Raw genomic sequence first — 22209 nt, 5'->3', positions numbered from 1 at the left:
TTATGAATCGCTTTACAATAAGTGGAAATAAGTACTCCTAAAGCAGGGATGCCTGGGGATTTTATGCTGCCAAAGTTGAGTAATTAACATGAATTTCCTGGTATGATACCTAGGAAGATGTGCATACCATAAAGTAGTTACACATTTTTGGAAAAGAGGTGTGAAACATGAAACGAAAGTTCGTTACCACTGTAACAGCGGTGACGTTTGCGGTGTCCGTCTTCCCCATGCCGGTTGTGCTTGGCAGCGAAGTCATGAACACGACCGAGATGATTAAAAAGGCGCAGCGGCCGGAATATAAGACGCGTGCGGATATTCCAGCGAGGTACAAGTGGAACTTAGAAGACATTTATATAAGCAAAGAGGCCTGGACAGCCGATCTTAAGAAACTGGAAAGAATGGCAAACGCGTTCCCGGCCCATCAGGGGAAATTGGCGGAATCATATGCTGTGTTTTTGAAAGCGCTTAATGATTTAAGTGATCTTATGCGGTTGCGCGATAAGGTATACGTATACGCATCCATGGGCTTTGATGTTAATGCCTCCAATTCTTCATTGAAAGAATTGTTTGATAAGGCGGAGAAAGCAAGCGTGCTCGTTTCGGAAAAAACGTCTTGGTTTACACCGGAAGTGCTGGCCATTCCACCAAACAAAAGAAAAGCGTATCTGGCCAAAAAGGAGGTTGCCCCGTATAAGCCGTTTCTTGAAGATTTGGAACGGATTAAGCCCCATACGCTGAACAAAGAAACGGAAGCACTGCTGGCCCAGTTTTCACCGCTCGGACAGAATCCAGAAAATGTGTATTCGTTGCTCAGCAAGGATGTGAAATTTCCGAAAATTAAAGACGAGAACGGAAAAGAAGTGCAATTGACGCGTGCCAATTTTACGGCTTATATGGAAAGCAAAAATCGCAATGTCCGGAAAGCGGCATTCGAAGCGTATTACAGAACGCTTGAAGAGTATCAGGATACATTTGCTCAGGTGCTTTCTGGAAAAGTAAAAGCGAATAATACGTACGCCAAGGTACGAAAGTATCGCAACGCGTTGGAAGCGAGCTTAACGCCAAACAATGTGCCGGTAAAAGTGTATGACCAGTTGATTCAAAGCGTCAACAAGGGGTTGCCGCTTTTGCATCGCTATATGGAACTGAAAAAGAGGATGCTCGGCGTCAAAGAGCTGCACATGTACGATATCTATACACCGATTGTAGAGGCGAATTCATCGTATATTCCGTACGAAGAAGCGCAACAACGGGTGCTGGAAGGGCTTAAGCCGCTTGGTGAGGAGTACGGCAAAGTGCTAAGCAAGGCGTTCACAAGCGGGTGGATCGATGTGTATTCGACCGCTGACAAGCGTTCCGGCGCATACCAATCAGGCGCGTACGACACACATCCATATGTGCTATTAAATTATCAGGGTACGACTGATGATATATTTACGATTGCGCATGAGCTTGGGCATGCTATGCACACATATTATACAAATCGAACCCAACCGTATATTACAGCCAATTATCCGATATTTACCGCGGAAGTCGCTTCTACACTAAATGAGGCATTGCTATTTGAAAGCATGTATGCTAAGGCGAAAACAAAGCAAGAAAAAATATATTTGTTGAATCAGCGCCTCGAAAATTTTCGGACAACGCTATTTCGTCAGACACAGTTTGCTGAATTCGAAAAACTGATTCATGAAAAAGAACAGGCAGGCGAGTCGTTGAATGCGGAAGCGCTTAAGAAAATGTATATTGATATCAATAAAAAATATTATGGAGCAGCCATGGTGAATGATAAAGAAATTGCGATGGAATGGGGACGCATTCCGCATTTTTATTACAATTTCTATGTCTATCAGTACGCGACCAGCTTTGCCGCTTCCACAGCGCTGGCTGAGCAGGTGTTGAAAGAGGGCAGACCTGCCGTGGATCGGATTCGGGAGAAGTTTCTATCTGCGGGTAATTCCAAAGCGCCGATTGAAATATTACGGGAAGCAGGTGTTGATGTATCTACATCTAAACCAATCGACGATGCATTGAAAGTGTTTGCAGAAACATTAAATGAATTGGAAAAACTGATAAGCCAAAAATAATGATAGATCATCTTCATACATTATTTTTGCTTTATGTTTTCTATGAATTTTTCCATAGTTGAATATGTCATTGGACCCATAACATGCTGGCGGATGATTCCGTCCGCGTCGATAATAAAACTAGTGGGAACAATAGTAACTTGATACATGTCAGCCACATGCGACTTCCGGTCAAGCAGCACTGGAAACTGCATATTCATTCCTTGGGCAAACCGTTTGACATTCGGCACGCTGCTTTCCGTTTCCGTAAGATTGACAGCTAGAATTTCTACATTTTTCTCTTTATAAGCACGATAAAATTTTACCATATCAGGAATTTCCTCACGACACGGAGGGCACCAGGTCGCCCATATATTCAAAATGACGATCTTTCCTCGCAAGTCGGACAAGTGCATGGTTTTGCCGTCCAGTGTCTCCAACGTAAAATCCGGCGCCTTCTTGCCTTCCTGCACCCCTATTTCTACGCGCTGTGTTTCTTGTTCTGTCTTTGGCTCTATTTCTTTCCTTGTCACTGTTTTATTTGCTGTCGTCTCAGCGCCGGTCTGTGTTTCTTCTTTTTTACTGAGCGTGCTGTAGAGCATGCCGCCAATAAGCACAAGCAATACAAGAAGTACCGCCATTTTTTTCATGGACTCTCTTCCTTCCTTCCATGTTTTTTCCCAATGTACCTGTCCTATAAGTATAAGCCGAAAGCAAGCAAAAATAGAAGTCTAAGAAAAACCCCCGGAATTTTTCGGAGGCTTGCGTTGTATTTGATTTGATTTCTTCTTCTTGTCAGAAATCCTTTCGTATGATATAACTTCATCTGTCTACCATACTAAAGGAGGAAACAGTGTTGTTAAATGCAGTGGTTGTATCTGTGCTTGTTATCGTTGTGCTGTCGCTTTTGCGGATTAATGTTATTTTTGCATTAATCGCCGCGGCGATAACGGCTGGTTTAATGGGGGGACTCTCGCTGAAAGAGGCAGTTTCCACAATGATTGAAGGGATGAGCGGACAAATGGAAACGGCGCTCAGCTATGTGTTGCTTGGCATGTTCGCAGTCATGATTGCTCGTTCTAATATTACGTCCATTCTCCTAAAGAAGTTAATTAGTATACTGAAGGGAAAGCGCGGTGTTTTGCTTGTCACGATTGCGTTTGTGGCATCGTTATCACAAAATGTTGTGCCGGTGCATATCGCATTTATTCCTATTCTTATTCCGCCGCTGCTTTCTCTGTTCAATCAGATGAAAATTGACCGCAGGGCTGTTGCTTCGGCGCTTACATTTGGTCTACAGGCTCCGTATATTATGATTCCTGCTGGTTTCGGACTTATCTATCACGGTATTGTGGCAAAAGAGATGGGAAAAAACGGGATGCCAATTGATGTATCCATGTTTCCGAAAGTGATGCTGATTCCGGGGCTCGGGATGATTTTCGGGCTTTTTATTGCGTTGTTTATTTCATATCGCAAAGAAAGAACGTATGTTGAAAAAGAAAATACGCTTGTGTTATCAACAAAAAATGAACATGCAACAACAGCTTTTACCGGTAAGCACGCGCTTACCCTGACGGCGATTCTAGGGGCGCTTGGCGTGCAACTATGGATGGAATCCCTTGTGCTTGGTACATTAACTGGAATTCTGTTGATGTTTATATTCCGTATTGTTTGCTGGAACGAAGGCGATGAGGTTGTACAGCGCGGCGTGGTCATGATGGGATTTATTGCATTTGTTATGTTGCTGGCGTCCGGTTACGCGTCTGTGCTGCAAGAAACCGGGGCGGTCAAAGGGCTTGTAGCGGCGAGTGGCGCATGGCTTGGAAGTAACAAAATGCTGGCTGCCGCTATTATGTTGCTGATCGGACTTCTTATTACGATGGGCATCGGCTCTTCTTTTGGTACAGTGCCGATTATTGCAACGATTTACGTACCGCTATGCGCCGAGCTTGGCTTTTCGTCTCTTGCGACCGCAGCGCTTATCGGGACAGCGGGTGCGCTTGGCGATGCTGGATCGCCGGCTTCTGATAGTACGCTCGGGCCGACGTCTGGCCTAAACGCAGACGGACAGCATGATCATATATGGGATACGTGCGTCCCGACGTTTTTGCATTACAATATTCCTTTATTTATATTTGGATTCATTGCGGCTATGGTACTATAATTGATAAATAAAATAAAAAGGCGATGGTGTCGTGCGTGTGTGCAGGCAGCCATCGCCTTTGGCTATATTGTCTGAAAAATTGTGGTTGACGACCAGCGCAATGCCTGCGATGAGTACAGACGGGCTCGCGAGGTAGCAGGCGCATCGGAATGATCCTTGGACGTTTACATAGTCAAGTTTGGTTATATTCACACAATCGTTATATAGTTTAGCTATAATGACAGATAATGATAATAAAGTGTGATAGATTGCATGCCTATTCTTTTGCGGTTCGGGGTTAGATTCCACTATCCTTTGCTACAGGATAGGTAAGATAACAAAGGAAATTCATAAAGGGGAACATAGGAATGGATGAACGAGCGTTATTGCTGTTAGGTTTATTAAAGAATCAGAGCCAGCACGGTTATCAAATTAACGAATTTATCGAACGAAATGTAAGTCAGATTATGAATTTGAAAAAAGCGACGGCGTACGCCATTCTAAACCGACTGCATGAGGCCGGCTATGTGACGTTGCGTATGGAGCAGGAGGAGAATCGTCCGCCGCGCAAGGTGTATTCGATTACGAAAGAAGGAGAGAAGGAGTTTTACCGCCTCTTGCAAGAGAATCTTTCGCATTTGGAGCAGGTCACGCTGCCGGGCGATATCGGGTTGATGTTTCTTGATCATCTTTCGCCGTACGAAGTGATATGTTGCCTTCAAGCAAGGCTCAAAAATCTGGAGGAACAGATTAAAGTGTATGAAAGAGTGCCGAAGCATGAGCATAATCCAAGCGTAGACCTAACCATCGATCGCCGCCTTCGCTTGCTTAAAAGCGATCGGGATTGGCTTCAGGACACAATTGCTCACCTTTTGAAAAAACAGAGACGGGACACATGATATCCCGGTTCCCTGTAAAAATAAGGGAGACATGTAAGAGGGATTGTAAGCGTGCAGAGAGATTGTAGCAATCATAAGGAGGGAAAACAGGGCATGAAATGGATTTATTGGATGGCGCTATTCAACACAAAATTCCAAGCGAGCTGCCTTGTGAAGCGGATGGAGGAAGACTGGTGGACAAAAGGATACAGGAGTCCTCGTGTCATTGAAATTTTTCGGGTAAAAGACGGGCGCTATGGCGTCCGCTATATGTGGTAACGCAGAGTGGATATCATGCGAGTCCAACTCAGCAGGTGCCGTCCCGCCGTCTTTTTCACATTCGTTCGTTAACAGGATATCCTTCACGCACCAAGCGTTTTTCAATGCGTTCGATATGTGCGCGGTTGTTTGTTTCCAGCTCCAGTTCCACTTCTGCTTGACCTGGAACAATGCGCGGGCTGATACGGTGGTGATGGATGGAAATAACATTGGCGCCTTCTTGCGCCAGGATCGATAGCAGGCGATTAAGGTTGCCCGGCTTATCATGCACGGTCGTCGCAATGCGTATATACCGGCCTGATTCGATAAGACCGTGTTCGATGATGCGTGACATGAATGTCACATCTACATTTCCGCCGCTCAAAATGACGGCCACTTTTTTATTGGTCAACGGTATGCGGCGGTACAAGAGCGGCACGAGTGCGGCGGCGCTGGACCCTTCGACGAGCAGTTTGCTGCGTTCCAGCAGATACAACATTACGCGCGAGATTTCGATATCTTCAGCTAGAAACACGTCATCCACGTATTTTTGCACCAATTGATACGTTAGGGTACCTGGTTTCTTGACTGCAATACCATCAGCAATCGTCCCGGTGCTTTCTACAAGTACCGGTTGTCCCTGGCTTAACGATGCGGCCATACTGGCGCATGCCGCGGCTTCTACGCCATAAACCTTCACATGAGGCTTAAGCGTTTTTATCGCTGCCGCAATTCCGGCGATAAGTCCTCCACCGCCAATCGGACAGACGATGGCATCCACATCAGGCAATTGCTCAAGCACTTCCAGCCCGATGGTTCCCTGGCCTTCGATAACACGCGGATCATCGAAGGGGTGCAAAAATGTAGCTCCGCTCACTTTTTGCACTTCAAACGCTCTTTCTAATGCTTCATCAAATGACTGACCGTGTAAAATGACCTGTGCGCCGTACTTTTGCGTAGCCTGCACTTTGCTGAGCGGGGCGCCTTCAGGCATAACGATGGTGCTTGTGATGCCAGCTTTTGTACTGCTGAAAGCAACACCCTGCGCGTGATTGCCAGCGGAGGCCGCCACTACCCCGCACGCTTTTTCTTCTTCGCTTAGGGAAGCGATTTTGTTATAAGCACCACGTACTTTGAAAGACCCGGTTTTTTGCAGATTTTCTAGCTTTAAATAAAGCTGGTTTTCGGCCAGTTCGCTGAATGTGGTCGAGTAGTCGAGCGGAGTGTAGCGGACGACAGGTTGAAGGATAGCTCTTGCCTGCCGGATCCCGTCGAGTGTAATCATGTGAATCCGTCCTTCCGTAAGAAATAGATGGTGCCTTTAATTATAATGATACGAACGTCGATGGATTCCCATTCCCTTCGGCGGCAAGAGAACAGGAAAACTGGAATTTAAGTCAAATGTATCATCAAACTTGTTCCGATATGTTAGATTTTCCTATTGTACTATTTTGTAATTCGGTTTGTCCAAAAGCCACCGTAAAAAAATCTCGGTTCGTACGAAATCACAAACGCTTTCGGCGCCAATTCTTTAATCGTCTGGTACAACTTCTTCTCGTTTCTTCGTTTCGCGAGTACATTCATTACAACACGCTGCCCATCTTTACCGTTTGCTTGCCAACTGGTTACCCCATATCCTTTTTCACGCAGGATACGGCTAATATCATTCTGAGATGAATCAAGTACAATTTGCACAGTTACATAGCCAAGCGCTAACAGTTCCTCGATTTTGCTACCCATATATACGCCGGTGCCCCAGCCAATACAATAAGCCGCAAGATTGAACGGATTATTAAGATTACCAAGCACAAGAGAAAGACCCATCAAATATACGAACACTTCCACCATACTGACGAGGGAGGCTAACAGCTTCTGTCCCTTCATCACCATAATCATTCGGATAGTAAAAAACGATACATACACAATATTAATGGTAAAAATAATGAGCAGCTGTTCCATTGTTTTGCCCCTCCTGTTTCAATGCAACATACAACTTTCTTTCCTTTCATCTCGCATAAAATATCATACTCCTACAAAAACTGTAAAGCTAAAAGCTCACTTCTTAACAAAAAAAGCGATCTCCCTTATGTGGGAGACCGCTGAGCATCATGTTTATGATGTAGCTATTACTTTTTCCGCAATAGCTACCACATGCTCCGGTGTGAACCCGTACTCTTCCATCAATTTTGTGCCAGGAGCGGATGCACCGAACCTAGTAATGCCAAGCACCTTGCCTTTATCGCCTACGTAGCGTTCCCAACCAAGCGGATGCGCCATTTCGATAGCGACGCGAGCTTTCACGTCCGGTGGCAACACTTTATCTTTATACTCTTGCGGCTGCTGTTCAAACAGTTCCCAGCTCGGCATGCTGATTACGCGGATGCGGCGGCCTTTCGTTTCAAGCTTTTGCTTGGCCGAAAGCGCTAGGCTTACTTCTGAACCGGAGGCAATAAGCAACAAATCCGGTGTACCGTCCGTATCAGAGAGTATGTACGCGCCGCGCGCTACCGATTCAGTCGCTTTTTCTTTTGTTCCTTCAAGTATAGGCAGGCCTTGGCGGGACAGAATCATCGCGATCGGCCCTTTGCTGCGGCTTACCGCGTAACGATAGGCGGCGATTGTTTCATTGGCATCAGCTGGACGCAGCACAGTTAAGTTTGGAATCGCGCGCAGCGCAGGCAAATGCTCAATCGGTTCATGCGTTGGTCCGTCTTCACCAACGGCGATGCTATCATGCGTGAATACATAAATGACAGGTACATCCATCAGCGCCGAAAGTCGCATGGCCGGACGGAGATAATCGGCAAATACGAGAAAAGTGCCGCCATATACTTTGACGCCGCCGTGCAGCGCCATTCCGTTCATGATAGCAGCCATTGCATGCTCGCGCACGCCGAACCAGATATTGCGGCCTTCATACTGGCCGGGCATAAAGTTCGGCTCGTCTTTAATCATCGTCTTGTTGGATGACGCCAGATCAGCAGAACCGCCGAGAAAGAATGGCACGGTTTTTGCAATCACGTTAATCACTTGGCCCGACGCTTCACGCGTTGCGACTTTTCCATCTTCTGGAGCGAAGGAAGGCAATTCGCTGTCCCAGCCTACGGGCAATTCTCCGCGCATCGCTTGTTCGAATTGTTTGGCAAGATCCGGATGAGCTTGTTTGTACGCTGCAAACTTCTCGTTCCATTCCTGTTCGGCCCGCTGCCCTCTCATCTTGACTTCCAAGAAGTGAGCTCGCACTTCTTCCGGGACTGTAAACGGTTCATGTTCCCAATCATACGCTTTGCGTACCAGTTCGATTTCTTCGGCGCCGAGCGGCGCACCGTGCGCTTCCGATTTTCCTGCTTTGTTCGGGCTTCCGTACCCGATCGTTGTGCGAATTTCAATTAGCGTCGGGTGTTCTGTTTCGTTTTTCGCCTTGGCAATCGCGCAGGAAATGGCTTCGATATCGTTACCATCTTCCACACGCAAGACATGCCAACCGCATGCTTCAAACCGCTGTTTCACATTTTCAGAGAATGCAAGGCTTAATTCTCCGTCAAGGCTAATATCATTGGAATCGTATAACACAATCAGGCGCCCCAGTTTCAAATGGCCAGCAAGGGAAATGGCCTCAGCCGCTACACCTTCCATCAGATCGCCATCCCCACAGAGGACGTATGTGTAATGATCAACAATATTATGGTTTTCGCGGTTGTATTTTGCGGCAAGGTGGCGTTCGGTCATCGCCATGCCGACCGCCATCGCGATTCCCTGTCCAAGCGGGCCAGTCGTTGCTTCCACGCCCGGTGTGTGACCGTATTCCGGATGTCCCGGCGTAGGACTGCCCCATTGGCGAAAGTTCTGTAAATCATCAAGTGACACATCATATCCGGTCAGGTGCAGCAGGCTATACAATAGCATGGAACCATGTCCTGCCGACAGCACAAACCGATCTCGATTCGCCCAGCTTGGATTGGCGGGGTTATGCTTCATAAAACGCGTCCAGAGCGTGTACGCCATTGGCGCTGCTCCCATTGGAAGGCCGGGATGACCGGACTTCGCTTTTTCTACCGCTTCAATCGAAAGAACACGTAGGGTGTTGACTGCGAGCTGGTCAAGCGTTTGGTTGTTCATTCCGTTCCAAAGCCCCTTTCATGGTTCATCATCTTCTCGATGCATGTGTATGATGTCTTCCTACTTTTCATTATGCCAAAAGCAAGCTGACAAATAAAACTTTTTCCAGTGTATCTTTCATTTGTCGAGAGAACAGCACGTTATCGGGCTTTTGTAATTTGTAATATGGAGCACAGCCTTGTCATTTTTCTTGAATGTTTGGGTGATTGCATCTGCAATAGGGGGATATTTCATGAATTCATCTCAAATATTTCTTTTCAAATGGATGGCAGCTTCTGTTAAATAAGTTTGGTAAAGTAAAGGGAATACTGTGTTTATACCGCGGTGTATGAATATGTAAATGACAGTACATAAGGAGGAGGGAATGCGTTGAAAAAAAATACGATTGCCTTCGTTTTTGCACACCCGGATGATGAATCATTTGCATGTGCGTCAACGATTCGTGAACTAGTTGTTCGAGGGAATCATGTTGTACTTTGTGTGGCAACCCTAGGTGAAGCCGGGAAAACGGGGCGTTTGGGCCCCATGACTAAAGAAGAGCTGGCGGCAAAACGGAAACAGGAATTGCAAAAGGCAGCAGATGTCATGGGTATATTTGCAATCCATCATTTAAATTATCCTGATGGGAAATTAGCTAGCATAGATCGTTATCAATTGGTAAATGATATTGTCACGTTTCTTAATGATCAGCAGGCGCAAATTGTTATCACTTTTTCGGAAGATGGTATTTCTGGACATCCGGATCATACCGCAATTCATCATGCTACGCGTGAAGCCATACTAAGTGGGGAATGTCCAACTGTACAAAAATTATATTATGTTGCTAGTCGAGCACTAAAAGAAGCAGGTCATTCTCCAACTGTGAAATTTGATAGTCAAATTCATTGGGAAGTAAAGGTAAAAGCATTATTGGCTCATGAGTCACAAATTGGGTCTGTCAAAAGGGTATTTGGGGATTTGCAGGAACCGCTGAGTGGATTTAGATTCGAATCGTTTGTTTTAGCCTGGGAGCGAGGCGTATATTGGCCGAATAAGAAGGAAACGTTCTTAACAGATGACAGGTAATCTATAAAAATAAGTTGCTAGGTATATGTCTTGGCAACTTATTTCAGCGACATGCCTTCTGGACATTGGGCGTATACTAGCGTAGAATAGGCAATTAAGAAAGGGATTGTAAGCGGCTATCAGGTAAGTGAAGCAAAGTTTTTTTGATATATATGCATTATTTTTTAAAAGGATTGGAAACGATGAACCGCGATGAGACTTGTATGGCGTGCGGTAAGCCGATTCAAGAACGAGTATATGCTGTTTATCGCAGCGCCGCCGAAAACAAAGAAGAAGAGAAAAACGTAGCTGGGTTCTTGTGCAATGTGTGCAGCAAAAGGCATAAAATGAAACCAGTAGGGAGAAAAAACCCGTTTGTCAAGCTGGAAAAGTTGAAAGAGAGGTTGGAAAGGTAGGTGCGCGTATGTCACAGAAATGGGGCGCGGACTGACCAGTAGTCATAGATGCTTGTATTTATTTATCACTATGCTATAATATATAGAAAAAATTGTGCGGCAACGGAGCCACTGTCATATTTGGCAGGGGCTTTTTGCGTTTGCGAGGAGGAAAATGTGCATGGCAGAAGAGAAAAAGCGGTTTATCCAGGAATTTGTGCCGGGCAAACAGGTAACATTAAGCCATTTAATCGCCAATCCGGATGAAGATATGTTTGACAAGCTGGGAATTCCACAAGGGGGTTCCATCGGTATTCTGACGCTGACCCCGAGCGAGACGGTGATTATTGCCGGCGATTTGGCGACGAAGGCGGCCAGTGTAACGATCGGCTTCCTTGACCGGTTTACCGGCAGTCTCGTCTTGGTCGGCAGCGTGTCAGAAGTGGAAACCGCAATGCAGCGCATTAATGAATTCTTAGCGCACAATCTCGGTTATACGCCGGCCATGATTACGAAATCATAGTCAGGGAGGAAAGGAAATGCAGAAAAAACATCGCGCGATGCTGATTGGTGCCATCGGGGCAGGCAAATCCACGCTTACCAATGCGCTCTTAGGACGCGATGTGCCCGCTGTGAAAACTCAATCGCTCATCTATCGGGACTGGATCGTAGATACGCCGGGCGAATATACCGAAAACCCGCTGTTCTACAAAAATATCATGGCAACGGCGCTTGAAGTTACCCATGTGCTTTTTATTCAGGATGCGACGAACCCAAAGACCATTTTTCCCCCCGGGTTTGCAACAGGTATCCCGAAGCTTGCTATCGGGGTAGTAACGAAAACCGACGCTCCGGAGGCAGACAGAGAACGGGCGGCGCGACAATTGCGGCGTGCGATTCCGGATGGCCCAATTGTGTTCGTTTCAGCGTATAAGAACGAAGGGTTAGAGGAAATGAAAGCGTTGATCTCGTGCCATTCACGTGAAGAAATGAAAGATTATTGCGCGAATTCTAAATCAGAAAATATTTCTTACATGTAACCCTTTACAGATAATTTTATTTCTATTATCATTAAGATAATAAAATGAATATCTGACAGGCAAAGGCGCCTATCAACAATGAGGAAGTGTGCGTGTTGTTGGAGGAGCCTTTTTTACGTAAAAGGAGTCTTTCAAGTATGATTGATGTCGCAGAAGCAAAACGAATCTACCATTTATGCCAGCAGTACACTCCTCTTAGCGAAGAAGATATTCGAATTATTATCGGAAAAAGTGAAGCGCTACAAATGATAGCGGATGTTTCCCAAGCGAACGTTTTTATCGACTGCCCGGTGAAAGATCGGAGCGCTGTCATTGTGGTGGCGGAAGCGGCTCCCACAACCACGCACTCATTGTATAAGGAGAGCGTTGTGGGAAAAGAAGTGTTCGAATCGTACGAGCCTGGTGTGTTTCGTGCCTATCGGACAGGAAAGCCCGCGATTATGAACCGGGCGTTGACTCAGGAGGGGCACCACGTTAAGCAAAATGTGGTACCGATTAAGAACGGCAAAGGGCAAACGATCGGTATGCTGATTTTGGAGCAGGATATTACACTGCAGGTAAAGCATGAAAAGGAATTGGCTCTTTTATCGGAAACAACGCAGGAATTCAGCCGCACGTTCTGGGATTTGATTTCTAAAGAACAGTCGATTCCGGATGTAATCGAAGAAGCGCTACTTCTATTGCGCGAAGATGGGACAATTCTGTACGCAAACAATTTTGCGATCGGCCTGATCGAATCGCGCAGCGGTCTCACGAGACAAAATTACACGGATAAAAAAGTGGACGAAATTTTTCCGTTCATTGCTGAGAGCGATTATCTCCATGACGGGGTCATTCAGCGAGAGGTACACGACCAAGGCATGGTGTACGTTCTGCGCAGCATTTGCCTGCAGCAAAAAGATAAGAGACGGCGCCTGCTTCTTTATTTGCGAGATATTACCGATTTACGGGATAAGGAGCGCCAGTTAATGGTTAAATCAGCGGTTATCCAGGAGATTCACCACCGGGTGAAAAACAATTTGCAGACGGTAGCCGGGCTGTTGCGTCTGCAAATGAGACGGGGAGTTCCCGATGAAGCAAAGGGGCTGTATCAGGAATGCTTGAACCGGATTATTAGCATCGCAACCGTTCATGAGGTACTGTCATACAACGGAATCGAACAGGTAGCGATGAACCAAGTCATCGAAAAGATCGCGCGCATGCTCGTTTACAATATGGCGTCTGAAGAATGCAAAGTGGATGTTGTCATGGAAATTGAGGAAATCGCTCTCCAGTCCAAACAGGCGGTATCGCTTGCACTGATCCTGACAGAGTTGGTTCAGAACAGTTTAAAGCACGGGTTTGCGGGACGTTCCTCAGGCGTTGTTCGCATCCATTTTTATAAGCATGGAAATGAGCTCTGCCTTTGTGTAGAAGACGATGGGAAAGGATTTGAAGCGCAGTCAGCAACCGACCAGCTCGGGCTTGAAATTGTGCGAAATTTAACGCACTTTGACCTGTGTGGAGCATTTGAGATTATGCAAAATGAAGGGGGAGGCACGCGAGCAAGCGTCTCCTTTCCGGCAGAACAGGGGGAGTGACGGGTGAGTAAAGGCAGATTGATGGTCGTGGACGACGAGTCTATCCTGCGCATGGATATTAAGGAAATGCTACAGGAAGCTGGATATGAAGTGGTGGCGGAAGCAAATAATGGGGAAACCGCGATTGAACTTGCCGCCCGCCATCGTCCTGACTTAATCGTCATGGATGTAAAAATGCCAAAGATGAATGGATTGAAGGCGGCCCGTATTATTTACCGTTCATTTGATATTCCGACGATTCTGCTGACCGCGCATACGGAAGAAGAGCTCATTGCGGAGGCGAAGGAAGCACATATTTTCGGATATTTAGTCAAACCGATTACCGAAAAAGATTTGATTCCGGCGGTGGAGGTTGCTATCGGCCAGTCCCGGCATGTGAAATCGCTCCTCGGCAACATTAAAGAGATGGAGAAAAAAATGGAGATACGCAAACGGGTGGAAAAGGCGAAAGGAATTCTGATGGATGTCTATCAACTAAACGAGGAACGCGCCTATCAAACGATGCGTACATACTGTATGAATACGCGCAAAACGATGGGCGAAGTGGCGGAATACGTCTTAAAGAACCGTGCGCTTGACATTCATTCGCTTCTTTAACAACAATGTTTTGGTTCATAAAACAAAAAAAGAATAGACAGAGGCAAAGGCGCCCTATGTGACGGACCCCTACATTCCGTCGTATAGGGCGTTTTTTGGATACAAAGAAAGGGGGGGAATCATGCGCCGGGTTGAGCGAGAAGTTGAACAGATTATTAGCGCAGGTATCGACATTGGGACCAGCACCACAAAATTGGTGATTAGCCGCTTTTCTCTGATGAACACGGCTGGAGCCAGCCAGGTGCCGCGCATTGAAATTATTGACACCGAAATTATCCATAAAAGCCCGATTTACCGTACTCCGCTCAGCGCAGATTATTTGATTGACATTCCCGCCGTATTTTCCTTGGTGCGCATGGAGTATGCAAAAGCGGGTATCCGTGCGGAAGATATTCAGACAGGTGCGGTGATTATTACTGGCGAGACAGCGACCAAAGAAAATGCTGAAGAAATGGTACGCCGCTTGTCCGATGAGGCAGGTGAGTTTCTCGTCGCCACTGCAGGACCAGATTTGGAAGGGATGATTGCGGCCAAAGGTTCCGGAGCCTATGAATATTCGAAAGTGACAGGCAGAACGGTGGCCAATATTGATATTGGAGGCGGAACAGCCAATATCGCCGTTTACCAGGCAGGTATATTTAAAGGAACGTGTACGCTTCATATCGGTGGCCGGCTCATTGAATATGAGGATGGACAGGTAAAAAAGATTTCGTCGCCTGTACAGAAGTTGATCGCACAAAAAGGAATTCAACTGGCCCTGGGAGATGCGGCGGACTCTTTGGCCATCCGTGAAGTGACGGTGGCGATGGCGGACACGCTCGGCCGGATTTTAGATGGAAAAGTGGAGCTGGAAGACGAGCCGTTGCTGCTCGGTCACCCGCCGGACTGGAATGTTCCGGTAGAAGACATTATGTTCTCAGGCGGTGTGGGTGAGTGCATATACCATTTGGAAAAACGTGAGGAAGAAACCGGTATGCCTGTCTACAACGATTTAGGCGTACAGTTGTCCGAAGAACTTCGCCGTCATCCGGCGCTTGCACGCTGGAGATGGATTCAGCCTAAGGAGACTGTGCGGGCGACCGTACTTGGCGCGGGAACGCAGACGACAGAAATCAGCGGCGCAACGATTCAGGTCGAGAAGGAATCGTTGCCGATTAAGAATTTACCTGTTTACCGTCTATCATTTGAAAATGAATCGAACGGCACGCGCGAGAAAATATTTCGGGCGGTGGAGCAGGCGATTGCCTTGTATGATCCGAACAGGGAAGGACGGAATTTCGCCCTCTATCTGTCCGATGTGCCGATGCTCAGGTTTTACGAGGTGCAGGAAGTAGCGGCCGCGATTCTGGAAGCATTCTGCAAGCAGCCGGATCAAGGTCAGCCGCTTGTCATTGTCGTGGAAAACGATATGGCCAAAGTGCTTGGGCAATCGCTCATGGCTATGAAAGCGGAGCGCAGTGTGCTTTGTATCGATCAGATACATGTGGAAAACGGGGATTATCTTGATATCGGACGGGTGCTGCAATCAGAGGTTGTGCCTGTCGTTGTCAAAACGCTCGCGTTCCATTCTTGAGAAAGGAAGGTGTACCGATGAGGTTGAAGACGACGCTGCAAAACCAGGTATATGAGTTTAAAGATTTAAAAGAAGTATTTGCCAAGGCAAATGAGGAGAAATCAGGTGACCGGCTTGCAGGCCTAGCCGCCGAAACGGTGCAGGAGCGCATCGCAGCCAAGCAGGTGCTCGCCGGATTGACGCTTGAGGATATTCGCTACAACCCTTTGCTTCCACCGGACGAAGATGAAGTGTCTCGCATCATTGATGAACAGGTCAACGAGACCATTTTTCAGGACATTAAAGGTTGGACAGTGGCAAAACTGCGGGAGTACATTTTGAACGATCGGGTAGGGGACAGGGAATTGAAGCGGCTGAGCCGCGGGCTGACAAGCGAAATGATCGCAGCGGCCGCAAAGCTAATGTCCAACCTCGATTTAATTCACGCTGCGAATAAAATCGAGGTGATTTCCCGTTGCAATATCGCCATTGGACAGAAAGGCACGCTCGCGTCCCGCCTGCAGCCGAATCATCCGACCGATAGCGTGGACGGTATTCTTGCTTCGCTGAAAGAAGGATTGTCTTATGGTGTAGGCGACGCAGTTATCGGCATCAATCCGGTAGACGATTCGGTGGACAGTGTAAAACGGCTCCTGCAAGTGACACATGAGTTTATTAGAGAATGGAAAATTCCGACACAAAACTGTGTGCTTGCCCATGTTACTACTCAGATGAAAGCGATTGAACGCGGTGCGCCTGCCGATATGATTTTCCAAAGCATCGCTGGGACGGAAGCGGCTAACCGTTCCTTCGGGATTACCGCCGCGATGTTGGAAGAGGCGAAGCAAATGATCGCTGAAAAAGGGATGAGCCAGGGGCCGCAGCGTCTGTATTTTGAAACAGGCCAAGGCTCGGAATTGTCAGCGGAAGCGCACCACGGCATCGATCAAATGACGCTGGAGGCGCGAAACTACGGTTTTGCCCGAAAGTTTGATCCGTATATTGTCAACACGGTTGTCGGCTTTATCGGACCGGAATATTTATACGACAGTAAACAGGTCATTCGTGCCGGGCTGGAAGATCATTTTATGGGCAAGATGCATGGCATTTCGATGGGGGTAGATATTTGTTACACCAACCATATTCGTGCTGACCAGAACGACATGGAAGAACTTGGTGTGCTGCTGACGGCGGCCGGCGTCAACTTTATTATTGCCACCCCAATGGGAGATGACTGTATGCTAAATTACCAGTCGATGAGCTATCACGATATCGCGACATTGCGTCAGACGATGGGCAAGAAGCCGGCGCCGAAGTTTGCAGCCTGGCTGGAAGAGATGGGAATTACGGAAGGCGGTAACTTAAGCAAACGGGCCGGCGATCCGACGATTTTTGCACGTTAGGAGGAGAGAAAGTGGATCAGCAGCTAATTGAAACCGTAACCCGTCTTGTCATGGAAAAATTGAAAGCGGTGGAAGCGCAACAGCCTCTTAAAGAACCGAAGCTGAAAGCAGAAACGAGAAGTTATGGCTCCGTGAAAGTATGGGATCATGTAGCATCCGGACGGGAGAAAATCACGGAGAATCCAGTCACCCCTGTAACGGAATCTACCGCCCGGCAGACGAAGCCGGTGGAACCTTCGGCGACTGGTGCTAACGGTGGTAGGAAAACAGGGATTGAAAAGCCGCAAAATAAAGAACAACTGTTAACCTTGATGAAGCAGACTCCGGCCCGGATCGGCATCGGACGCGCCGGACTTAGACCGAAGACGGACACGTGGCTTACGTTTCGCCTTGACCATGCGGCCGCGGTGGACGCCGTGTACGGTACGGTGAATCCGGAGCTGTTGAAACGGCTGAACCTGTTCAGCGTAGCCACCTGCGTAAGCAGCAAAGAAGAGTATATTCTTAGGCCAGATTTAGGGCGCCGTTTGAGTGAAGAGGCGAAAAAGACGCTGCGTGAACGCTGCAAATATAAGCCGAAAGTACAGATTGTTCTCTCTGACGGGTTGAGTTCACAGGCGGTCGATACGAATGCGGAAGATACGTACTTAGCTCTTATGCAATCGCTGAAAAACCTTGGCATTGAAACTGGCACACCTTTCTTTGTAGAGAAAGGTCGCGTAGCGGTGATGGACGACATCGGCGAGGTGCTTGAACCGGACGTAGTCGTATTGCTTATCGGTGAGCGTCCCGGACTGGTTAGCGCGGAGAGTTTGAGCGCGTACTTGTGCTATCGTCCGCGGAAAGGGACAGTGGAAGCGGATCGCATGGTTATTTCCAATATTCATGCGGGCGGGATTCCGCCGGTAGAAGCGGGAGCGTACCTCGGCAATGTAGTCCAAAAAATTCTGAAGTATGAAGCGAGCGGCGTATCCCTCGTGCAGAAAGAAAAATAGAGGAGGTGGGGAGAAGTGGAACTTCAGCCGATTCGAGCAGAAGTGCTGGCGGTGCGCATGATTCCGAATGTAGACGAGGCGCTGGCCGAGCAGTTCAAACTAAAGCCGGGCCAGCGAAGTTTGGGAATGATTACAACCACCATTGACGACGTAGGTTACACTGCGCTTGACGAAGCAACCAAGCGGGCGGAAGTGGAAGTTGTATATGCTCGTTCGTTTTACGCAGGCGCGGCGCACGCGTCCGGTCCGCTGTCCGGTGAATTTATCGGTATTATCGCAGGCCCTAATCCGGACGAAGTGGCCAGCGGTATTGAAGCGATCGAAAATACCATCCGCTACGACGCATATTTTGAGGCGTTGAATGATGAAGGCACGCACACCTTATATGCACATGTAGTGGCTCGCACCGGAAGCTATCTGTCGAAAGTGGCGGGCATTAACGAAGGGGAGCCGCTGGCGTACTTAATTGCCCCGCCCCTGGAGGCGATGTATGGGCTAGACGCCGCGCTGAAGGCAGCGGATGTGAAACTGGCCGCATTTTATGGGCCGCCGTCCGAAACGAACTTTGGCGGCGGGCTTCTTACCGGAACGCAATCAGCTTGCCAGGCAGCAGCGGCCGCTTTTCGTGACAGCATTATTCAAATCGCCCGTCAGCCCCTTGTCTGGTAAGCGAGCAGGAAAGGAGTGAGCAGTTTGCAGTTGGATCGAGATTTGCAATCGGTGCAGACAATGCGAAACGCCGTGCGTCGAGCGAAACAAGCCCAGCAGGAGTTTAAAGGTTACTCACAGGAGCAGGTGGATCGCATTGTCAAAGCCATGGCCGATGCGGCGTACGAAAAAGCGTACGATTTGGCTTGCCTGGCTGTAGAGGAAACCGGGCTTGGCGTTATCGAGCATAAGGTGATTAAAAATCAGGTTGGATCCAAAGGGGTATATGAATCAATTGCCGGTGTCAAAACGGTTGGTGTCATCCGGGAAGTCCCGGAGGAAAAGGTGGTGGAGATCGCCGCGCCGTTCGGTGTCATCGCCGGGATCGTACCAGTTACCAATCCGACTTCGACCGCGATTTTTAAAAGTTTGATCGCTCTTAAAGCACGGAACGCCATTGTTTTCAGTCCGCATCCGTCCGCGACGAGGTGCACGGTGGAAGCAGCCCGCGTCTGCTATGAAGCGGCTGTGAAAGCCGGAGCGCCGGAAGGCATCATTGGTTGGATTGAAGAGCCGACCATGGGAGCAACGGAAGGGCTGATGAAACACCCGGATGTACATTTGATTCTGGCGACGGGCGGCAGCGGGCTGGTACGTGCTGCTTACAGTTCGGGTAAGCCAGCATACGGCGTTGGCCCGGGCAACGTACCAGCCTACATTGAGAAAACGGCGAAAGTGGCGCAGGCCGTTCAACGTATTATTGATAGTAAAACGTTTGACAACGGTACCATTTGCGCCTCGGAACAGTCGGTTATCGTTGATCGTAATGTACGGGAGCAGACGCTGCGCGCATTCAAAAATAATGGAGCATACGTGTTAAACGAAGAGGAAAAGAAAAAAGTTGAACATGTTATCTCTCCCATGCGCGGCAAGCTGAATCCGGCGATCGTAGGCAAGAGCGCGTCAGTGATCGCGGAAATGGCCGGCATCCGGGTTCCGCAGGAAACAACGCTCTTGCTTGCGGAAGAAACGCAGGTCGGCAAAGAGATACCGTTCTCGATCGAAAAATTGTCTCCGATTCTCGCATTGTACACGGTGAACGGTTGGCAGGAAGCAAGCGATTTATGTGAGAGGTTGCTGGCGCTTGGCGGTCGCGGTCATACGCTGGTGCTGCATACGGAAGACGACGAAGTGGCGCGGACGTTTGCCCTGCGTCTGCCTGTATCACGCATTCTTGTCAACACCCCGTCTTCCATCGGCGCAGTCGGGGCAACAACGGGACTTACCGCATCGATGACGCTTGGCTGCGGAACGTTCGGCGGTAATATTACCGGAGATAATATTACGGCGCATCACCTGATGAGTATAAAGCGGTTGGCCTACCATGCGAAAGATGTGACCGTACCGAAGCCGGGAAACGGCACTGTAGACGTTCGTACAGCGAGCGCTAAAGAGAAAAGCGAAACAGGGCAAATCAAGGAAGTGGTAGCTCAGGTGCTGGCCCAAGTCGGACCGGTTGGTCGGATGGACAAGCAGACGGTGGCTGCTATTGTGGATAAAGTGCTCGCGCAACTATAAATTTATCACCGATTTGACGCATCGGCATTGACTTGTGCTGAGAGTGTGTCGGTATAGTAAGCAAGATCTATATGCAAAAGGATGTTATTTTTACAGATTACAATATATGAGGAGGAATAAATGATGGCAAGAGAATTAACAGCCCTGGGAATGATTGAGACGAAAGGCTTGGTTGCATCCGTAGAAGCTGCGGACGCAATGGTCAAGGCGGCGAATGTTCATCTTATCGGGAAGGTGCATGTTGGCGGCGGCTTAGTAACCGTGCTGGTGCGCGGTGACGTCGGAGCGGTGAAAGCGGCGACGGATGCTGGAGCAGCCGCGGCGCAGCGCGTTGGTGAACTTCTTTCCGTCCATGTTATCCCGCGCCCGCACAACGAACTCGAAAGCATCCTGCCGAAGGCGCAGCTTGATTCATAATGATTACCGATAAAGCGATTCTTGAGCGCATCGTTGAAGAGGTGCTCGCCAGGCTCTATCCGGCCGCTGAACCTACGCGGCCGGTCAAACCTGGACTTTTGCTCGTCTATCCGGGCGAACTGGAAGCGAAAGCCGTTGATATTATTGAAAAAGAATTGCAGGCAGGATGGAATGTATATCATGCGCGGGTGGAAGAAATCGAGCATGTGTCTTTGCACCGTGATGTGAAGCAAACGGTATTTCTTGAGACAAGTCAAGATTTAATTGTTCAGGGCGCGTTAGGGCTTACTGGAACCGTGGAAAGCCGGTTGCTTGCGGAAGCGTTGCTGGCGGGCATTCCTGCGTTGCTTGTCCCGTGCGTTTCCTTGAAATGGCTTCTTCATCCAAAAACGGGAGACGCGGTGCTCTCCCAGTCGGCCAAGCGCTACAGACAGCATATTCGCGCCTATACAGACACGCTTCGTTCCTTTGGTGCTACCCTTGGCTCTATTGCGGATGTACTGGCGTTGGCTGACGAGGAGGCACGGATGGAAGAAAGAGCAGAAAAGGGAGGAATGCCGCGTTTGCGCCCTGTAGTATTTGAAGGGAAAGTGCTGACCCACAGCGATGTGCAGCAGGCGAAAGAAGGTGTGATTTACGTATCCCCGTCCACGGTGATTACACCGTTAGCTCGTGATGCAGCGCGTGCAGGGGGCGTTACGATTCAAGTGGATGAGGGGTGATGCACCGTGCGCATAGGAACCGTAGTTGGCAACGTGTGGGCAACACGCAAAGAAGACGGATTAACCGGGCTTAAATTTTTATTTGTACAGTTGGAGGACACAAAAGGCGTGCCGGTAGATGTTCCGCTGATCGCCGCTGACCGCATTGGGGCAGGAATCGGCGATACGGTAATGGTCACGCTCGGCAGCGCCGCCCGGTTTGTCATTTCGGAAAAAGATGTGCCGATTGATGCCGTAGTTATTGGCATTGTGGATTCAATAGATGTGGAAAGCAGGTGAAAGATAAATGGCACAAGCGCTTGGTATGATTGAAACGAGAGGGTTGATCGGTTCGATCGAAGCGGCGGACGCAATGGTGAAGGCGGCTGATGTGAAGTTGCTTGCCCAGGAGAAAGTGGACGCCGCGCTCGTGAGCGTATTTATTGAGGGAGACGTAGGTGCGGTACAGGCCGCACTGGAAGCAGGTAAAGCCGCGGCGGAACGCGTCGGCGAACTTGTATCATGGCATTTTATTCCGCGTCCCGATGAAGAGGTGCGCGCGGTGCTAAAAAAGTCTGATCCGCCTGCTAAGCCTTCTGCCCCAGAAAAAGAAGCGAAAGCGGGCGGTGCCGGAACACGACGCAAAAAAGAAGCAAAAGACGCAGCGCAGCCGCAGGTCGTAGCAGCACCAGACATTTCCTTATCAAAAGATCAGGGTGGCGACGCAAACGGTTCAGAAGATACAGGTAAGCCGTCAGGTAAACGGTAAGAGGCTCTGGGTGGAAAGGAGGGAAA

At 48.5% G+C, this 22209-nt stretch carries 23 protein-coding genes; 19 read left to right on the top strand and 4 right to left on the bottom strand.

What is annotated here, in order from left to right; all coding sequences use genetic code 11:
• The first annotated feature begins 167 nt into the window (after window positions 1-167).
• The gene (gene pepF, locus ACH33_RS10455) at window positions 168-2087 is read left to right on the top strand and encodes an oligoendopeptidase F (protein ID WP_057898971.1); all 1920 of its coding nucleotides are present in this window, start codon (window positions 168-170) and stop codon (window positions 2085-2087) included.
• A 20-nt stretch (window positions 2088-2107) separates the two neighbouring features.
• Here pepF and ACH33_RS10450 read toward each other — a convergent pair whose 3' ends face one another.
• Window positions 2108-2716: a TlpA disulfide reductase family protein gene (locus ACH33_RS10450; protein WP_057898970.1), complete on the bottom strand. Its 609-nt coding sequence runs from the start codon at window positions 2714-2716 to the stop codon at window positions 2108-2110.
• Window positions 2717-2922: 206 nt separating this feature from the next.
• On the opposite strand from ACH33_RS10450, the gene ACH33_RS10445 reads away from it, so the two are divergent.
• The 3 genes from ACH33_RS10445 to ACH33_RS19855 all read left to right on the top strand — a co-directional run bounded on the left by ACH33_RS10445 (window position 2923) and on the right by ACH33_RS19855 (window position 5366).
• Window positions 2923-4230 carry a Na+/H+ antiporter family protein gene (locus ACH33_RS10445; protein ID WP_082706002.1) on the top strand — a complete coding sequence of 436 codons (1308 nt, stop codon included), beginning with the start codon at window positions 2923-2925 and terminating at the stop codon, window positions 4228-4230.
• Between the two features lie 347 nt (window positions 4231-4577).
• Complete coding sequence (locus tag ACH33_RS10440) at window positions 4578-5108, top strand: PadR family transcriptional regulator (RefSeq protein ID WP_057898968.1); 531 nt, start codon at window positions 4578-4580, stop codon at window positions 5106-5108.
• A gap of 93 nt (window positions 5109-5201) precedes the next feature.
• Window positions 5202-5366, top strand: a complete 165-nt coding sequence (locus ACH33_RS19855) for a hypothetical protein (protein ID WP_175493539.1) — start codon at window positions 5202-5204, stop codon at window positions 5364-5366.
• Window positions 5367-5421: 55 nt separating this feature from the next.
• On the opposite strand, the gene ilvA is transcribed toward ACH33_RS19855, so the two are convergent.
• From ilvA to tkt, 3 genes are all read right to left on the bottom strand, one after another.
• Entirely contained in the window at window positions 5422-6630 is a 1209-nt protein-coding gene (ilvA, locus tag ACH33_RS10435; RefSeq protein WP_057898967.1) for a threonine ammonia-lyase, read from the bottom strand.
• 161 nt (window positions 6631-6791) lie between these two features.
• The gene (locus ACH33_RS10430; protein WP_057898966.1) at window positions 6792-7304 is read right to left on the bottom strand and encodes a DUF2179 domain-containing protein; all 513 of its coding nucleotides are present in this window, start codon (window positions 7302-7304) and stop codon (window positions 6792-6794) included.
• A 153-nt stretch (window positions 7305-7457) separates the two neighbouring features.
• A complete protein-coding gene (tkt, locus tag ACH33_RS10425) occupies window positions 7458-9464 on the bottom strand; it encodes a transketolase (protein WP_057898965.1) in 2007 nt (668 codons plus the stop codon).
• A gap of 369 nt (window positions 9465-9833) precedes the next feature.
• Between tkt and ACH33_RS10420 the strand changes: the two genes are divergently transcribed.
• From ACH33_RS10420 to ACH33_RS10350, 15 genes are all read left to right on the top strand, one after another.
• Window positions 9834-10529 carry a PIG-L deacetylase family protein gene (locus tag ACH33_RS10420; RefSeq protein ID WP_057898964.1) on the top strand — a complete coding sequence of 232 codons (696 nt, stop codon included), beginning with the start codon at window positions 9834-9836 and terminating at the stop codon, window positions 10527-10529.
• A gap of 152 nt (window positions 10530-10681) precedes the next feature.
• On the top strand, window positions 10682-10924 hold the full coding sequence (locus tag ACH33_RS10415) for a hypothetical protein (RefSeq protein ID WP_057898963.1): 243 nt from the start codon (window positions 10682-10684) through the stop codon (window positions 10922-10924).
• 160 nt (window positions 10925-11084) lie between these two features.
• Complete coding sequence (gene eutS / locus ACH33_RS10410) at window positions 11085-11426, top strand: ethanolamine utilization microcompartment protein EutS (protein WP_057898962.1); 342 nt, start codon at window positions 11085-11087, stop codon at window positions 11424-11426.
• A gap of 16 nt (window positions 11427-11442) precedes the next feature.
• On the top strand, window positions 11443-11943 hold the full coding sequence (locus ACH33_RS10405; RefSeq protein WP_057898961.1) for a EutP/PduV family microcompartment system protein: 501 nt from the start codon (window positions 11443-11445) through the stop codon (window positions 11941-11943).
• Window positions 11944-12080: 137 nt separating this feature from the next.
• Window positions 12081-13523, top strand: coding sequence for a sensor histidine kinase (locus ACH33_RS10400; protein ID WP_057898960.1), 1443 nt, complete (start codon window positions 12081-12083; stop codon window positions 13521-13523).
• Between the two features lie 3 nt (window positions 13524-13526).
• Window positions 13527-14120 carry an ANTAR domain-containing response regulator gene (locus tag ACH33_RS10395; protein WP_175493538.1) on the top strand — a complete coding sequence of 198 codons (594 nt, stop codon included), beginning with the start codon at window positions 13527-13529 and terminating at the stop codon, window positions 14118-14120.
• A gap of 121 nt (window positions 14121-14241) precedes the next feature.
• The gene (locus tag ACH33_RS10390; protein ID WP_057898959.1) at window positions 14242-15693 is read left to right on the top strand and encodes an ethanolamine ammonia-lyase reactivating factor EutA; all 1452 of its coding nucleotides are present in this window, start codon (window positions 14242-14244) and stop codon (window positions 15691-15693) included.
• A 17-nt stretch (window positions 15694-15710) separates the two neighbouring features.
• A complete protein-coding gene (locus ACH33_RS10385; protein ID WP_057898958.1) occupies window positions 15711-17075 on the top strand; it encodes an ethanolamine ammonia-lyase subunit EutB in 1365 nt (454 codons plus the stop codon).
• Window positions 17076-17086: 11 nt separating this feature from the next.
• On the top strand, window positions 17087-18070 hold the full coding sequence (eutC, locus tag ACH33_RS10380) for an ethanolamine ammonia-lyase subunit EutC (RefSeq protein ID WP_057898957.1): 984 nt from the start codon (window positions 17087-17089) through the stop codon (window positions 18068-18070).
• A gap of 15 nt (window positions 18071-18085) precedes the next feature.
• The gene (gene eutL / locus ACH33_RS10375) at window positions 18086-18739 is read left to right on the top strand and encodes an ethanolamine utilization microcompartment protein EutL (protein ID WP_082706001.1); all 654 of its coding nucleotides are present in this window, start codon (window positions 18086-18088) and stop codon (window positions 18737-18739) included.
• A gap of 24 nt (window positions 18740-18763) precedes the next feature.
• Window positions 18764-20296 carry an acetaldehyde dehydrogenase (acetylating) gene (locus ACH33_RS10370; protein ID WP_057898956.1) on the top strand — a complete coding sequence of 511 codons (1533 nt, stop codon included), beginning with the start codon at window positions 18764-18766 and terminating at the stop codon, window positions 20294-20296.
• A gap of 123 nt (window positions 20297-20419) precedes the next feature.
• A complete protein-coding gene (eutM, locus tag ACH33_RS10365) occupies window positions 20420-20713 on the top strand; it encodes an ethanolamine utilization microcompartment protein EutM (protein WP_057898955.1) in 294 nt (97 codons plus the stop codon).
• The gene (locus tag ACH33_RS10360) at window positions 20713-21435 is read left to right on the top strand and encodes a hypothetical protein (RefSeq protein WP_057898954.1); all 723 of its coding nucleotides are present in this window, start codon (window positions 20713-20715) and stop codon (window positions 21433-21435) included. The genes eutM and ACH33_RS10360 overlap by 1 nt, the downstream gene beginning before the upstream one ends.
• Before the next feature lie 6 nt (window positions 21436-21441).
• Entirely contained in the window at window positions 21442-21714 is a 273-nt protein-coding gene (locus ACH33_RS10355) for a EutN/CcmL family microcompartment protein (RefSeq protein WP_057898953.1), read from the top strand.
• Between the two features lie 7 nt (window positions 21715-21721).
• Window positions 21722-22183 carry a BMC domain-containing protein gene (locus ACH33_RS10350; protein WP_057898952.1) on the top strand — a complete coding sequence of 154 codons (462 nt, stop codon included), beginning with the start codon at window positions 21722-21724 and terminating at the stop codon, window positions 22181-22183.
• The last annotated feature ends 26 nt before the right edge of the window (window positions 22184-22209 follow it).

The organism is Aneurinibacillus sp. XH2 (genome assembly GCF_001439585.2).
In the GTDB taxonomy this organism is placed as follows: Bacteria; Bacillota; Bacilli; order Aneurinibacillales; family Aneurinibacillaceae; genus Aneurinibacillus; species Aneurinibacillus thermoaerophilus.
This window is presented reverse-complemented; position numbering and strand designations above follow the sequence as displayed.

What these genes read in the sequence shown, in the direction of transcription:
- ACH33_RS10400 (WP_057898960.1), top strand. Translation starts at nt 12,081, where the DNA reads ATGATTGATGTCGCAGAAGCAAAACGAATCTACCATTTATGCCAGCAG.
- ACH33_RS10405 (WP_057898961.1), top strand. Translation starts at nt 11,443, where the DNA reads ATGCAGAAAAAACATCGCGCGATGCTGATTGGTGCCATCGGGGCAGGC.
- ACH33_RS19855 (WP_175493539.1), top strand. Translation starts at nt 5,202, where the DNA reads ATGAAATGGATTTATTGGATGGCGCTATTCAACACAAAATTCCAAGCG.
- ACH33_RS10360 (WP_057898954.1), top strand. Translation starts at nt 20,713, where the DNA reads ATGATTACCGATAAAGCGATTCTTGAGCGCATCGTTGAAGAGGTGCTC.
- ACH33_RS10450 (WP_057898970.1), bottom strand. Translation starts at nt 2,716, where the DNA reads ATGAAAAAAATGGCGGTACTTCTTGTATTGCTTGTGCTTATTGGCGGC.
- ACH33_RS10415 (WP_057898963.1), top strand. Translation starts at nt 10,682, where the DNA reads ATGCATTATTTTTTAAAAGGATTGGAAACGATGAACCGCGATGAGACT.
- pepF (WP_057898971.1), top strand. Translation starts at nt 168, where the DNA reads ATGAAACGAAAGTTCGTTACCACTGTAACAGCGGTGACGTTTGCGGTG.
- eutS (WP_057898962.1), top strand. Translation starts at nt 11,085, where the DNA reads ATGGCAGAAGAGAAAAAGCGGTTTATCCAGGAATTTGTGCCGGGCAAA.
- ACH33_RS10440 (WP_057898968.1), top strand. Translation starts at nt 4,578, where the DNA reads ATGGATGAACGAGCGTTATTGCTGTTAGGTTTATTAAAGAATCAGAGC.
- ACH33_RS10430 (WP_057898966.1), bottom strand. Translation starts at nt 7,304, where the DNA reads ATGGAACAGCTGCTCATTATTTTTACCATTAATATTGTGTATGTATCG.
- eutM (WP_057898955.1), top strand. Translation starts at nt 20,420, where the DNA reads ATGGCAAGAGAATTAACAGCCCTGGGAATGATTGAGACGAAAGGCTTG.
- tkt (WP_057898965.1), bottom strand. Translation starts at nt 9,464, where the DNA reads ATGAACAACCAAACGCTTGACCAGCTCGCAGTCAACACCCTACGTGTT.
- ilvA (WP_057898967.1), bottom strand. Translation starts at nt 6,630, where the DNA reads ATGATTACACTCGACGGGATCCGGCAGGCAAGAGCTATCCTTCAACCT.
- ACH33_RS10350 (WP_057898952.1), top strand. Translation starts at nt 21,722, where the DNA reads ATGGCACAAGCGCTTGGTATGATTGAAACGAGAGGGTTGATCGGTTCG.
- ACH33_RS10390 (WP_057898959.1), top strand. Translation starts at nt 14,242, where the DNA reads ATGCGCCGGGTTGAGCGAGAAGTTGAACAGATTATTAGCGCAGGTATC.
- ACH33_RS10385 (WP_057898958.1), top strand. Translation starts at nt 15,711, where the DNA reads ATGAGGTTGAAGACGACGCTGCAAAACCAGGTATATGAGTTTAAAGAT.